This is a genomic window from Pseudotenacibaculum haliotis (genome assembly GCF_042684245.1).
GTDB lineage: Bacteria > Bacteroidota > Bacteroidia > Flavobacteriales > Flavobacteriaceae > Polaribacter > Polaribacter haliotis_A.
This window is the reverse complement of the sequence record NZ_JBHULH010000001.1, coordinates 539,865-553,839: the sequence shown is the minus strand read 5'-3', so window position 1 is coordinate 553,839 and position 13,975 is coordinate 539,865. Positions and strand designations below refer to the sequence as shown.

At 35.5% G+C, this 13,975-nt stretch carries 11 protein-coding genes; 6 read left to right on the top strand and 5 right to left on the bottom strand.

Annotated elements, in window-relative coordinates:
- Positions 1-22: 22 nt before the first annotated feature.
- Positions 23-703, bottom strand: coding sequence for an SDR family NAD(P)-dependent oxidoreductase (locus ACFSRZ_RS02705; protein ID WP_379664985.1), 681 nt, complete (start codon positions 701-703; stop codon positions 23-25).
- Positions 704-774: 71 nt separating this feature from the next.
- On the opposite strand from ACFSRZ_RS02705, the gene ACFSRZ_RS02700 reads away from it, so the two are divergent.
- The gene (locus ACFSRZ_RS02700) at positions 775-2,055 is read left to right on the top strand and encodes a metal-dependent hydrolase family protein (RefSeq protein ID WP_379664984.1); all 1,281 of its coding nucleotides are present in this window, start codon (positions 775-777) and stop codon (positions 2,053-2,055) included.
- A gap of 69 nt (positions 2,056-2,124) precedes the next feature.
- A complete protein-coding gene (locus ACFSRZ_RS02695; protein WP_379664983.1) occupies positions 2,125-3,138 on the top strand; it encodes a hypothetical protein in 1,014 nt (337 codons plus the stop codon).
- Here ACFSRZ_RS02695 and ACFSRZ_RS02690 read toward each other — a convergent pair.
- Both ACFSRZ_RS02690 and ACFSRZ_RS02685 read right to left on the bottom strand, forming a co-directional pair.
- Complete coding sequence (locus ACFSRZ_RS02690) at positions 3,128-4,639, bottom strand: hypothetical protein (protein WP_379664982.1); 1,512 nt, start codon at positions 4,637-4,639, stop codon at positions 3,128-3,130. The two genes, ACFSRZ_RS02695 and ACFSRZ_RS02690, sit on opposite strands and share 11 nt — an antisense overlap.
- A 41-nt stretch (positions 4,640-4,680) precedes the next feature.
- A complete protein-coding gene (locus tag ACFSRZ_RS02685) occupies positions 4,681-5,724 on the bottom strand; it encodes a glutaminyl-peptide cyclotransferase (RefSeq protein ID WP_379664981.1) in 1,044 nt (347 codons plus the stop codon).
- Between the two features lie 168 nt (positions 5,725-5,892).
- Between ACFSRZ_RS02685 and ACFSRZ_RS02680 the strand changes: the two genes are divergently transcribed.
- Together ACFSRZ_RS02680 and ACFSRZ_RS02675 are read left to right on the top strand one after the other, a co-directional pair.
- The gene (locus ACFSRZ_RS02680) at positions 5,893-6,144 is read left to right on the top strand and encodes a type B 50S ribosomal protein L31 (RefSeq protein WP_095070479.1); all 252 of its coding nucleotides are present in this window, start codon (positions 5,893-5,895) and stop codon (positions 6,142-6,144) included.
- Between the two features lie 120 nt (positions 6,145-6,264).
- Positions 6,265-7,356, top strand: coding sequence for a methyltransferase (locus tag ACFSRZ_RS02675; protein WP_379664980.1), 1,092 nt, complete (start codon positions 6,265-6,267; stop codon positions 7,354-7,356).
- Between the two features lie 55 nt (positions 7,357-7,411).
- Here the strand turns inward: ACFSRZ_RS02675 and gcvP are convergent, their stop codons facing one another.
- Positions 7,412-10,261 carry an aminomethyl-transferring glycine dehydrogenase gene (gene gcvP / locus ACFSRZ_RS02670; protein WP_379664979.1) on the bottom strand — a complete coding sequence of 950 codons (2,850 nt, stop codon included), beginning with the start codon at positions 10,259-10,261 and terminating at the stop codon, positions 7,412-7,414.
- Positions 10,262-10,388: 127 nt separating this feature from the next.
- Between gcvP and ACFSRZ_RS02665 the strand changes: the two genes are divergently transcribed.
- Together ACFSRZ_RS02665 and serA are read left to right on the top strand one after the other, a co-directional pair.
- Entirely contained in the window at positions 10,389-11,207 is an 819-nt protein-coding gene (locus tag ACFSRZ_RS02665; RefSeq protein WP_379664978.1) for a hypothetical protein, read from the top strand.
- A gap of 110 nt (positions 11,208-11,317) precedes the next feature.
- Positions 11,318-13,210, top strand: coding sequence for a phosphoglycerate dehydrogenase (gene serA, locus ACFSRZ_RS02660; protein ID WP_379664977.1), 1,893 nt, complete (start codon positions 11,318-11,320; stop codon positions 13,208-13,210).
- A gap of 1 nt (position 13,211) precedes the next feature.
- On the opposite strand, the gene ACFSRZ_RS02655 is transcribed toward serA, so the two are convergent.
- Positions 13,212-13,970 carry an IclR family transcriptional regulator gene (locus ACFSRZ_RS02655; RefSeq protein ID WP_379664976.1) on the bottom strand — a complete coding sequence of 253 codons (759 nt, stop codon included), beginning with the start codon at positions 13,968-13,970 and terminating at the stop codon, positions 13,212-13,214.
- Between the last annotated feature and the right edge of the window lie 5 nt (positions 13,971-13,975).

The window sequence follows — 13,975 nt, the reverse complement described above, 5'->3', positions numbered from 1 at the left end:
TTCTATCGATAGTAAAAGCTCTTTATGGAGTTGAACTGGAAACCTGTAAGACTTTTCCGTTGTAGTACTGATTTCCGGTCGTAGCAAAGTTAAAAATATAATTTGCCATTTCTGCTGCTGATAAGGGAGCTTGATACCCGGGGAAAGCTTCTTCTAACATTTCGGTTTGTACAGCACCTATGGCTAAAACATTAAAAGCAATTCCTTGTTCTTTATACTCTTCAGCAAGTAACTCAGATAAGGTTATTACAGCCCCTTTAGCAGAACTGTAAGCAGCCAATCCTGGAAACTTTAAACTTCCTTGAATACCACCCATACTACTAATGGTAACAACATGACTTCCCTTTTTTAGAAAAGGAATCATCAGTTGTGTCAAAGAAGCCACACCAAACACATTAACATCATAAACTCGTTGAAAATCATCTTTGGTCAATTCCGTAAAAGGCTTATGAATTAAGAAACCGGCATTATGAATAATAATATCAACCTCTTTCCATTCTTCCTCAACAAAGGATGTTACCTTTTGCAGATCATTATCATTGCAAACATCTACGGAAATTGCCGTTATATTTTTTAGAGCAAGATCCTCTAAAGGTTTTTGGTTTCTTGATAAGGCAAGAACCTGAAAATCATTATGTGCAAACTGTTTGGCCATTTCATAGCCAATTCCTCTACTGGTACCTGTAATGATTACTTTTTTCATAAATGCTCACAACTGTTAGTGGTGAGCAATCTAGTCATTTTTTCATACATTTAAGCATTAAAATCAAAACAATGAAAAAAGCATTCTTACTCTTCGCATTTATTTTTTCTACTTCTTTACTTATTGCTCAAAACACGTACATCTATTGTGGTAAACTGATCGATACGGAATCGGGTAAAATCCTTAAGAAAAAAACTATTGAGGTAAGCGGAAACAAAATTCAGAATGTATACGATGGATATATCAAAGTACGAGATAAAAATGCTACGTACATCGACTTAAAAGATAAGGTAGTCATGCCGGGACTGATTGATATGCACGTTCATATAGAAAGTGAGCATAATCCAAAAACACGTTTGCAGAAGTATATTCTAAATGAAGCAGACATTGCTTATAATTCTACAGTATATGCAAAGAAAACACTGTTGTCAGGTTTTACCACAGTGAGAGATTTAGGAGGAACCGGAGTGAATATTTCATTGAAGAAAGCGATCAGTTCAGGAAAAGTAGCCGGACCTAGAGTATTCACAGCAGGAAAATCGCTGGCAACCACAGGAGGTCATGCCGATCCTACAAATGGAGGAAGCAGAAAGCTAATTGGAGATCCGGGACCTAAAGAAGGAGTTGTGAATAGTGTTGAAGATGCTAAAAAAGCAGTAAGACAACGTTATAAGAACGGAGCAGATTGTATTAAGATCACGGCAACCGGTGGAGTGTTAAGTGTAGCAAAAAGTGGAGACAATCCACAGTTTACTATCGAAGAGATCAAAGCAATTTGTGATACAGCTAAAGACTACGGAATGCACGTTGCAGCACATGCACACGGTGATGAAGGAATGAGAAGAGCAGTTGTTGGAGGAGTAAAAACTATTGAACACGGAACTTATATGAGTGATAGTACGATGGAATTAATGAAAAAGCACGATGCTTATTTGGTACCTACGATCACGGCAGGAAAAGAAGTTGTAGAAAAAGCAAAAGTAAAAGGATATTTCCCGGCCATCGTTGTGCCTAAGGCATTGGCTGTTGGTCCGCAAATTCAAGGAACTTTTGCTAAGGCATACAAAAAAGGAGTAGGGATTGCTTTTGGTACTGATGCCGGAGTTTTTGCTCACGGAAAGAGCGGTAAAGAATTTGGGTTTATGGTAGAAGCAGGAATGCCTGCTATGGAAGCAATTCAATCAGCTACCATTACCAATGCTAAGATCTTAGATATGGCAAATGAAATAGGAAAGATCAAAAAAGGATTCTTTGCTGATATTATTGCTGTTGATGACGATCCAACCGATAAGATCTCTACCATGGAAAATGTGACTTTTGTGATGAAAGACGGAAAAGTTTATAAAAAATAAGTCGCAAATAAATGTAACAAATATGTTTAATGAGAGACATATAGGTGATGGTAAATTAACTATAAGAGCATGAGAAATACTGCACTCAACTTCACCAAATATGTTCCACTAACAATACCATTTATTATAGGAGCCAGCTTGATTTTATTATTAAAGTCAAGCTTTTTTTTAGAAAACCCTGAGACCTTATCGTCAGCGATAACACTTGATTTTTTGATTATAATTCCTTTGATCCATTTCTTGATCATTCGAAAAAGAAACATTCCCAAGTTTACGGTGATCACAGTTTTTGTTTTGGGGGTTATAACACTCAGCATTTTTTTACCGAAAGAACACAGTTCTTTATTAGATACAGTTAAAACCTACTTGATTCCTGTACTCGAATTGGGGATTTTTAGCTTTTTGATCTATAAAGTTACTCAGCTTTCTAAGAACTATAAGAAGTCATCAAATGATTTTTACACCAATTTAAAACTAGCAACTTCAGAAGTATTTCCAAAGAAGATAGCAACTATTTTAGTCACCGAAATATCGATGATCTACTATGGTTTTATAAAGTGGAGGTCGCCTAAACTTTCTGAAAATGAATTTAGTTATCACAAAAAGAATGCTCTGGTTTCTATTTTGGCAGGTTTTACATTATTGATTGTCATTGAAACCGTATGGCTGCATGCATTTTTAGTAAAATGGAACCTGATTGTAGGTTGGATTATATCTATCTTAAGTGCATATACAGCGTTGCAAATTTTTGCTTTGGCTAAGTCGGTAGCAATGAGACCTTATGTGATAGATGCAGAAGAAGACACTCTAATTTTACGTTACGGATTTTTCACAGATGCTAGTATTCCGCTAAACAAGATTGACCATCTTGAAATTTCATCCAAAGATCTTCCTGAAGATAAAAGTGTGGTGCCTTTTTCTCCTTTAGGAACTTTAGGAGAATACAATGTAATTCTTCACATGAAAGAAGAAATCCGGTTTTCAGGAATCTATGGGTTAAAACGAAAAGCCAAATCGATTGCGATCTTTGTAGACGAAAAAGAAAGTTTCAGAAACCAGTTGCAAGAATTGCTTAAAAACTAATATGCTGATAGGCTCCCAAGTCAGGATTCAAAGTTCTGATAACTCCTAATATATCCATAGGAACTTGAGCTGCAGCTGTAGGATCACCCAAACCGATAGCATCACTTGCTTGTCCTATAATAAAGTCGTTTGCAGAAGTATTTCTAAAATCAGCAAAACCATTTAAAGTAATATTCTGATACAGATTAGTGTCGGTAAAATCCAATTCCGCAACCCCGGTAAAACTTCCGTTAATATCATTGAACTTGATCATACTATTGGACACATTGAAGTTAAATGTAGCGCCATCTACACGATCAGGAATAAACTCTACATTGTTATTTCCATCAATAATACAGTTGATGAAGTTTGCTTGTGTAAGATCACGAGGCTCAATAACCTCTTGCCCTTGGTCATTAGTAAACGTAAAGAAGTTATTTACCAGCACGGCAGGTAGTGCACGAATTCCGTTATTCCAATAATTGGCAAAAGTACTGTGAGTAAAATCATAAGACCCTCCAACGGTACCTGCAAAAGAAGCTTCGCCGGCACTTCCCACTACAACATTTTCTCCTAAAATACTAGTGCCTCTTCCTAAAATTCCAAAATTAGAATGATTGTATACCTGTGTGTTTTTTAATGTAAGTGTAGGAGTAGAAGAGGTGGTAGCATCAACAAGAACACCAATGATGGCATTTTTAATCTCTGCATGATGAATCTCATTCTCTTTACTGCCTTCACGCATCCAAATGGTTCCCCACTGTCCGGGAACATTGCTAAAAACATGCTCCAAACGATCTCCTTCAAAAACAACCTTTTCGTTCAAGGTTCCATTTACTTTTAATGAAGCATCTCTATCAATGATCAATCCGGAATTGTCATGAAAATGGATCCGAGCTCCGGCATCTATAACCAATGTCTTATTTGCAGGAACAGCAGCATAACCATAAACAACATAAGGCCTTGCATTGGTAAAGATTAATTCTGAATCTTCCAAAAATCGCCCTTGAATAGCTGTGGGTTCTCCGTCTAAAGTAAGTTGGTCTATTTCCATAGAAATCGGATCACGCCCCGGAAAAATAAAAGTAGCGTCTTGTACCAAAGTAACTAGATCTACGTCTTGCTGATTTGTTCCGTTGTCAAATAAAATTCGATCTGTGTATAAAGGATCAGGAACAGAAGTTACATCTACAGTAGTTTCTACAAAAATGAAAATACTGTCTCTTGCTAAGATATCTATGTTGTCAAATGTTTTACCCGGAATTCCATCTACATTTAAGCGGTAGTTAGAACTATTTCCTCTTTCCAATCCAATAGTAGGAATGGTAATATCTTTATTGCTTCTGTTGTATACTTTGAGGTTGTACGTAGCAGAACCAATATTGGTAAATACCGTATCTAAATACACGGTATCTCTAGAAAATTCTAATTGACCAAAACTAGGAATTGTACTAAAGTCTTTTCGACAAGAAGTAACAGAAATTGCCAGAACAATAAAAAAAAGAAAGATCAGGTTTCTCATTCGCTCAATTTGTATAAAAGTATAACTTTTAAACGATTTGATTATTGTTGTTCTATCAATTCTATTTCGAAGAGTTTTTTCCAGTTTTTACCGGTTACAAACAAGCGGTTATTTTCTTTATCGTAAGCAATTCCGTTTAAAACATCATCCTCTTTAAGCGTTTGCGTTTTGCGCATTTCATTAACCAATCCAGATAAGTTAGCGATTCCTTCAACAACACCATTTTCAGGGTTGATAATGGCAATCAAAGGCTTTTGCCAATAGTTGGCATAAATCTTACCATTGATGTATTCCAATTCGTTTAGTTTCGGAATTTTTTGATTGTGATTATAAGCTTGAATGGATCTCTTCTCCTTTTGAGTTTCTGCATCTAAAAACCAGATTGTGCTTGTACCGTCAGACTTGATCAACTCAGTTCCGTTATTGGTAAGGCCCCAACCTTGTTTACTTCTTCCGTATGGGAACTCCTTTTGTTGTTCTAAGGTTTCTAAGTCATAAATAAAACCTTTATGAGCCTGCCATGTTAGGAAATAAATCTTGTCATTTAAAATGGTGATACCTTCTCCAAAATAACGATCATCAATATTGGTTTTTTGCAAAACTTCACCAGATTTTAGGTCTACCTTTCTGATAGTTGATTTTTTTCTCTGACCTGTACTTTCATACAAATGACCATTGTGAAACTCTAACCCTTGAGTAAATGCAGTCCCATCATGAGGATATGTATTTATAAGCTTGTACGTGTAAGCCTTATAAGGCACGTTTGAAAACACTTCTACAGAGTTGTTAATTCGCTTGCTTTTCCCATCTCCATAATACACCATAGCAGATACTAACTGTTTTCCAACGCCATAATTCTTGGTATCAAGTGTAAAAGAATTGCTTTGAGTTTCTACTTCTTTTCCATTCACGAAAAAAAGTACTTTTTCAAAAGCTTGGTTATTTTTCTCTTTGAGACTGATAGTCACTTTATCGTTAAGTACCGCTTTTTTAGGCATTTCAATAGTAAACTTGTAAGAAGTCTCGCAAGAACTTAAAACGGTGATTGTCAGTAATAAAAGTAAAAAATGACGAATTGATTTCATATGGAATTATTTTCTACAAATAAAACAATTTATTTGTTTGTAAATTGAAAAAAAGGGTTAAATTTGCACCCGCAATGTGCTAGACTCAAGCATTTTGCTGTTAAGAAAGAAGCTTTACCAACTTTGTTCTTAAAATTTTTAGAGTATAAGTAGTTAAAAGACAGAAAAATGAAAAAAGGTATACACCCAGAAAATTATAGAATGGTAGCATTCAAAGATATGTCTAACGGAGATGTGTTTTTAACACGTTCAACTGCAAACACGAAAGAAACTTTAGATGTTGACGGAGTTGAGTATCCTTTAGTAAAGTTAGAGATCTCTAGAACATCTCACCCTTTCTATACTGGTAAGTCTAAGTTAGTAGATACTGCTGGACGTATTGATAAGTTCAAAAACAAATACGCAAAATTCAAGAAGTAACCTGACTGCCGTTAGGCAAGTTTTTTGCAAGAAGATATTTAGAAGCCTCGACGTTGTCGAGGCTTTTTTATTTGAAGAAAATTGATGTTTTTTGTAATAGCAAAGTAAAACCATTCTTTAATGAAAAGCTCTTTTGTTTTTAATGATACTGAGATTACTCTAGAGAGGTATCCTAAAACCTCCAATAGGTCTTTGCAACCTTTTAGCAACGCTGAGCTGTTAGGGTTGGATTACATTGCTGAAAAGAAGATTGAAAAAGTCCACATATTTAATGATCGATTTGGAGTATGGAATTGCGCTTTGCATGACAAAGAAGTGATTACGATCTGGAATTATGCCAGTCAGCAAAAAGCCATTGCGCAAAATTTGAAGCTGAATAATTACTCTATGAATGATCAAATATTCAAGACGCCTCTAGATGATTTGAAGCAAGTTGAAATGGCATTGTTGAAAGTGCCAAAATCTTTGGAATTGTTTGAGCTGTTCTTGCAGCAAATTCATCAAGCATCAACAGACACAACAGAAGTAGTTTGCGGATTCATGACAAAATACTTTAACGCTTCGATGCTTACAATAGCATCGAAATATTTTGAAGACCTCACGCAAACAAAAGCATGGAAAAAAGCGAGGCTATTGGTACTGTCAAAACCTAAAAGAGAAATAGAGTATACCAAGTTGATGAATACGATACAGTGGAAAGAGCAAGAATTGAAGCAATATTTTGGTGTTTTTTCATCAGGAAAAATAGATATCGGTACTCAATATCTTTTAGAGGATCTCTATATACGCGATTCGGAAGTTGCTATTTTGGATTTGGCATCCGGTAACGGAGTTATTGCTTTAGAAGCTTTGCAATTGAACTCAAAAGCTCAAGTTACTTTGATAGATGATTCATTCTTGGCTGTAGCTTCATCAAAGTTAAATGTAAAAGATAGAGCAACATTCTTATGTGACAATGAACTCTCAGAATTAGAATCAAATAGTTTTGATTTGGTGTTGTCTAACCCTCCTTTTCATTTTGAGTTTGAAAATAATATCGAGATCTCTATTCAATTATTCAAAGATGTACGTCGATGCTTAAAGGAAAGAGGAAGGTTTGTATTGGTATCAAACAAACATTTGAACTACAAAACACATTTGCAAAAAGAATTTAGAGCTGTTACTCAACTAAAGAGTAATGATAAGTTTGAGGTGTTGGAGTGTGTAAAATAAAAAACCGCCCTTATTTAGAGCGGTTCATACTTTATTATTATAATTCAAAATTGAATTAAACTTCCATATAATCTTCAATAGGATTACAAGAACAGATCAAGTTTCTGTCTCCAAAAGCTTCATCTACACGACGAACACTAGGCCAAAACTTATTGTCTGAAACATACTCTAATGGGAAAGCAGCTTCCTGTCTAGAGTAAGGTAAATCCCACTCATCAGCTGTAATCATAGCCATAGTATGCGGCGCGTTCTTTAAAACATTGTTAGGATCTTCTTTTGTAGCAAAAGCAATCTCTTTACGAATAGAGATCATAGCTTCACAAAAACGATCCAATTCACCTTTACTTTCAGATTCTGTTGGCTCTATCATTACAGTTCCTGCCACAGGGAAAGAAACAGTAGGAGCGTGGAATCCGTAATCCATCAAACGTTTTGCAATGTCTACCACCTCAATTCCGTTTTCTTTAAAATCTCTACAATCAATGATCATCTCATGTGCGGCTCTTCCCATTTCTCCGGTATACAAAGTTTTGTAATGACCGTTCAAACGCTCTTTGATATAGTTAGCATTTAAAATGGCAAACTTAGTAGAATTGGTTAACCCTTCAGAACCTAACATAGTAATGTATCCATAAGAGATCAAGCAAGCCAATGCACTTCCCCAAGGAGCAGCAGAAATAGCTGTAATTGCATTTTCACCTCCTGTAGTTACTACCGGATTTCCTGGTAAGAAAGGAACCAATTGTGGAGCTACACAAATAGGACCAACTCCAGGACCACCACCACCGTGTGGAATAGCAAATGTTTTATGTAGGTTTAAGTGACAAACATCTGCACCAATAGTAGCCGGATTTGTCAATCCAACTTGAGCATTCATATTTGCACCATCCATATAAACTTGACCACCGTTATCGTGGATGATCTGAGTAACTTCTTTGATCGCTTTTTCGTAAACACCGTGTGTAGAAGGATAAGTTACCATTAAAGCAGCCAAATTGTCTTTGTGCATTTCAGCTTTGGCTCTTAAATCTTCAACATCTATATTTCCTTTCTCATCAGTTTTGGTTACCACTACTTTCATTCCGGCCATTACCGCAGAAGCAGGATTGGTACCATGTGCAGAAGCAGGGATCAAACAGATGTTTCTGTGGTGATCATCGTTGCTTTGATGGTATGCTCTAATTGTCATTAAACCGGCAAACTCACCTTGAGCACCCGAGTTTGGTTGTAAGGATGTACCTGCAAACCCAGTAATGATATTTAATTGGTGTTCTAATTTTGTAAGAACTTCTTGATACCCTTGTGCCTGATCTAAAGGAACAAATGGGTGAATGTTCCCCCAATTAGGATTACTTAGAGGTAACATTTCAGAAGCTGCATTCAACTTCATAGTACAAGAACCTAATGAGATCATAGAATGATTCAATGCAAGATCTTTACGCTCTAATTTTTTGATATATCTCATCATATCAGTTTCTGACTGATACGAATTGAAAACTTCATTATCTAAGAAAGAAGTGTTTCTTTTTGCTAAACCTGGAATAACATCAGCATCAGAAAAATCACTGATCTCTGTAAATTCAATATTAAAAGCTGTTGCAAATGTTTTTACAATAGCATTGATCTCTTTCAATCCAACAGTTTCGTTTAGTGAAATTGAAAGTGTATTATCATCAATATAATTGAAATTGATCTCATTGGCTTCAGCAACAGGTCTTAGTGTTTTTGTCTCTGCTTTGATAGTGATCGTATCAAAATAATGAGAGTTGGTTTGCTCAAAACCTAAATCAGTCAAAACTTTAGCTAGAGTAGTTGTACTGCTGTGAACACTATCTGCGATAAATTGAATTCCGTCTTTTCCGTGATAAACAGCATACATTCCGGCCATTACAGCCAATAGTACTTGAGCAGTACAGATATTAGAAGTTGCTTTTTCACGTTTGATATGTTGTTCACGTGTTTGTAATGCCATACGTAAAGCACGACCACCATCTCTATCTTTGGTTACTCCGATAATTCTTCCCGGAATACTTCTTTTGTATTTTTCTTTCGTGGCAAAATAACCAGCGTGAGGGCCTCCGTATCCTAAAGGAATTCCAAAACGTTGTGTTGTTCCTACAACCACATCAGCACCAAACTCAGCAGGAGCTTTTAACTTTACAAGAGATAAAATATCAGCAGCAACAGCTACTTTGATGTTGTTTTCGTTGGCTTTTGCAACAAACTCAGTATAATCATATACCTGTCCGTGTTTCCCAGGATATTGTACGATAGCTCCGTAAAACTCTTCAGAAAAATCAAACTCTTGATGATTTCCAACAACCAATTCAACTCCAATAGGAATGGCTCTTGTTTTTAAAACAGATAATGTTTGAGGTAAAATCTCTTCAGAAACAAAGAATTTATTTACTCCTGCTTTCTTTTGAGCACGTTCTCTCACGTCAAACAATAAAGCCATAGCTTCAGCAGCAGCTGTAGATTCATCTAGCAAAGAAGCATTAGCTAACTCCATACCTGTTAGGTCACATACCATTGTTTGGAAGTTTAACAAAGCTTCCAATCTTCCTTGTGCAATTTCTGCTTGGTAAGGAGTGTAGGCAGTATACCATCCCGGATTTTCTAAAATATTTCTTTTGATAACACTAGGTAAAATTCCTTCGTGATATCCTAACCCGATATAACTTTTAAAAACTTTATTTTTCTTAGAAAGTTCTTGAATATGATTCAAGTATTCATATTCACTCATTGGAGCATCAAGCTCTAAAGATCCATTCAAACGAATATCGTCTGGAATAGTTTCATAAATCAACTGATCTAAGCTATCAACAGAAATAGCTTCAAGCATTTCGTTTTGCTCTATTTTACTAGGCCCAATGTGTCTTCTTTGAAACGAATTTGTGTTCATGTTGCGTTGTTTATTTTGCGTATCAAAAATAAGGAAAAATTGATTGTAAAATGCGTGAGTTTTTATTTAAAACTGATGATATATTATGTGTTAAATTTTCATGGAAAAGAATCCTTATTTTTGTCTAATGAAGTACCTTAAATATATTCTTGATTTTTACATCAATGCCAGTGTTCATGTTGCATTATCTGTATATGCTCTCACAAGAATTACTGAGCTGTATTTTGATTTACCATACAATCAAGATCTCGATTACTTCATTTTCTTCGGAACCATCACAGGATATAACTTCATTAAATATGCAGGAGTTGCCAAATTCTATCATATGAGTTTGACAAAGAACATGCGACTTATTCAGATATTTTCTTTCATCTGTTTTTGTTTTTTGTGCTACTATGGATGGAAATTAGATCTGGAAACACTCTGGCTTTTTGCTCCTTTTAGCTTGTTGACTATCTTATACATTGTTCCTTTTTTAGGGGGCTTTCAAAAGAATCTAAGAGGAATCAGTTACTTGAAAATTTTTATAGTTGCAGGAGTGTGGTCTGGAGTAACTGCGGTAATTCCATTAATGGCTACAGGAAGCGAGATTGATACAAACCTCATATTCTTATTTGTACAAAGGTTACTCTTTATTATAGTATTGATTCTGCCATTTGAGATCAGAGATATGCAGTTAGATCTAAAAGACGTAAAAACACTGCCGCAAAAAGTGGGAATTCCACAAACCAAAAGAATTGGATTGGGGTTATTACTTGTTGTCTTAGCATTAGAATTTGAAATCACAGATTCAGTGCAATTAAGAAATGTGTTTCTAGGAATTTGCTTAATACTACTTTTTTTACTGATGAGAACCAAAGAAAACCAATCCAAATACTATAGCTCATTCTGGGTAGAAGCTCTTCCTATTGTGTGGTGGGTTACCCTCTTATTACTAGCTTTATAGCTTCTGTTTTTACTGTGTGAAATCTGTTGAAATCGTTTTAGTAAATTGTAACGATAATTTCTTTTTTTTCTGAGGGCATTTTGTATGTTTATGACGTACAAAAAAGAACCATGATACAGACTAAAAGAAACTTCGTATTTGATTTTGATAGTACCTTAACCAGAGTAGAAGCGTTAGACGTACTAGCTGAAATTACATTGGTGAACAATCCTAAAAAAGAAGAGATCATCAATGAAATTATTGAAATTACCAATCTGGGAATAGATGGTAAGATCTCCTTTACAGAATCCTTAGAAAGAAGAATAAAATTATTAAATGCGAAGAGGTCTGATTTGTCCATTTTGATTTCTCAATTAAAGGAGAAAGTATCTCCTTCTATTGAGAGAAATAAAGAGTTTTTTGAAAAATTTTCAGAAGATATTTACGTGATCTCATGTGGATTCAAAGAATTCATAGATGATATTGTAAAAGAATATAACATTCCGTCAGAGAGAGTGTATGCAAACACATTTGTATTCGATGAGAACGATGTGATTATTGGTTTTGATTCCGAAAATGTATTGTCTGCACATAATGGAAAGATCCAATGTTTAAAAGATATGAACCTAAATGGTGAAGTACAGGTAATTGGAGATGGGTATAGTGATTATGTAACCAAAGAAGCTGGAGTAGCCGATAAGTTCTTTGCCTATACCGAAAATGTAGAGAGAGAAAAAACCATTGAGAATGCAGATCATATAGCACCCAATTTAGATGAGTTTTTATTTGTGAACAAACTACCTAGAAATATTTCGTATCCTAAGAACAGGATTAAAATTCTTTTGTTGGAGAATATCCATCCGGATGCATTTCAAAAGTTAACAGGAGATGGGTTCACTGTAGAAACAGTTTCAAAAAGTTTGTCAGAAGATGAGCTGATCGAAAAGTTAAAAGGAGTTCACGTATTGGGAATCAGATCTAAAACTCAAGTGACAAAAAAGGTGCTAGATTCTACCAAGAAGTTAATGGTGGTTGGTGCTTTTTGTATCGGAACCAAACAAATAGATCTTGAAGCTTGTAAGGAGAACGGAATCGTTGTGTTTAATGCTCCGTATAGCAATACCAGATCTGTAGTTGAATTGGCTATTGGAGAAATTATTATGTTGATGCGTAGTGTTTTTCAGCGTAGCATGGAGTTGCACAGCGGAGAATGGAATAAGACAGCTCATGGTTCTAGAGAAATTAGAGGAAAAAAACTAGGAATTGTAGGGTACGGAAATATAGGAAAGCAATTATCTGTTTTGGCAGAAGCTTTAGGAATGGATGTCTACTATTATGATGTAGAAGATCGATTAGCTTTAGGTAACGCAACCAGAATAGATCAATTAGAAGATCTTTTGTCAAGAGTAGATGTGCTTACGCTTCATATTGATGATAACCCTGCAAACAAAAACTTTATTGGGAAAGAAGAATTAGAGTTGATGAAAGAGGGAGCTTACATTGTTAATCTATCTCGTGGATTTGTATTGGATATCGAAGCACTAAGAGACGCTTTGTTGTCAGGTAAGTTGGCTGGAGCAGCAGTAGATGTATACCCGAAAGAACCAAGAGCAAATGGTGAATATTATACAGAACTGCAAGGGCTAAACAATGTGATCTTAACGCCACATGTAGGAGGAAGTACAGAAGAAGCACAACGAGATATTGCAGACTTTGTGCCCGGTAAGATCATGGCTTATATCAACTCAGGAAATACGGTAGATGCAGTTAATTTCCCAAATATTCGTTTACCTAGACAAGTACAAGCCCATCGTTTTCTACATATTCACAAGAATGTTCCGGGAGTTATGGCTGAGATCAACAAGGTATTGGCTGAGTTTGAATTGAATATAACGGGTCAGTACTTATCTACAGATTCTAAAGTAGGATATGTGATTACAGATGTTAACAAGGAGTATAACAAAAAAGTGATCAAAGCTTTAAAGAAAGTAGAAGGTACGATCAAATTTAGAGTATTGTACTAATCTATAGAGATTGCTCAATTCTGGAAACACCTTTTTGTAAGATGGAAATGTATTTTTCTACATTTTCCATTTTAAATCGACTTGAAGGTCCGGAAGCGCTAACTCCAGCGATTACTTCTCCTTTTTTGTTGAAGACAGGAATTGCAATGCAAATTAAACCCAGCTCAAACTCTTCTAAATCCAAAGAGTACCCTTGTTTTTTGATCGTTTGAAGCTCGTTAAGGAGTGCCTTGCTTTCTGTGATTGTGTTTTTGGTAAACGATTGAAAACGATTGTTCTTTAAATACGATTGCAATTCACTCATAGAAGCATGTGCCATTAATAACTTACCGGTAGCCGTAGCATGTGTAGGTTGATAAGAACCTATAGAAGTGCTAATCTTCAATCCATTTAAACTGTCAGCTTTGTTAATATAGAGTACTTGAGATTCTTTTAGAACTCCAAGAAGTACTGTCTCCTCAATATTCAAAGCAATATTTTTAATAGGCTCGTTACTAATAGATGCCAGTGACTCATACAAGGATACTCGATTCCCTAATTCGAAAAGTTTACTACCTAAACTGTACTTGTCATTTTTGTTTTGATACACAATATGTAAAGAAACAAGAGTACTCAGCAAGCGATAGGTAGTGCTTTTGTTGTATCCCGTTTTGTTGGCCAATTCTCTTACGCCCCATTCTTTCTTGTCGGGAGTAAAAGCATCTAGTAGCGTAAAAGCTTTGATGATGGATTGATTTAAGTTTTTTACGTCTTTTTCCATGAATA

Bases quoted from the DNA above. Each gene is read 5' to 3' on its own strand.
- ACFSRZ_RS02705 (WP_379664985.1), bottom strand. From the start codon at position 703: ATGAAAAAAGTAATCATTACAGGTACCAGTAGAGGAATTGGCTATGAA.
- ACFSRZ_RS02700 (WP_379664984.1), top strand. From the start codon at position 775: ATGAAAAAAGCATTCTTACTCTTCGCATTTATTTTTTCTACTTCTTTA.
- ACFSRZ_RS02695 (WP_379664983.1), top strand. From the start codon at position 2,125: ATGAGAAATACTGCACTCAACTTCACCAAATATGTTCCACTAACAATA.
- ACFSRZ_RS02690 (WP_379664982.1), bottom strand. From the start codon at position 4,639: ATGAGAAACCTGATCTTTCTTTTTTTTATTGTTCTGGCAATTTCTGTT.
- ACFSRZ_RS02685 (WP_379664981.1), bottom strand. From the start codon at position 5,724: ATGAAATCAATTCGTCATTTTTTACTTTTATTACTGACAATCACCGTT.
- ACFSRZ_RS02680 (WP_095070479.1), top strand. From the start codon at position 5,893: ATGAAAAAAGGTATACACCCAGAAAATTATAGAATGGTAGCATTCAAA.
- ACFSRZ_RS02675 (WP_379664980.1), top strand. From the start codon at position 6,265: ATGAAAAGCTCTTTTGTTTTTAATGATACTGAGATTACTCTAGAGAGG.
- gcvP (WP_379664979.1), bottom strand. From the start codon at position 10,261: ATGAACACAAATTCGTTTCAAAGAAGACACATTGGGCCTAGTAAAATA.
- ACFSRZ_RS02665 (WP_379664978.1), top strand. From the start codon at position 10,389: ATGAAGTACCTTAAATATATTCTTGATTTTTACATCAATGCCAGTGTT.
- serA (WP_379664977.1), top strand. From the start codon at position 11,318: ATGATACAGACTAAAAGAAACTTCGTATTTGATTTTGATAGTACCTTA.
- ACFSRZ_RS02655 (WP_379664976.1), bottom strand. From the start codon at position 13,970: ATGGAAAAAGACGTAAAAAACTTAAATCAATCCATCATCAAAGCTTTT.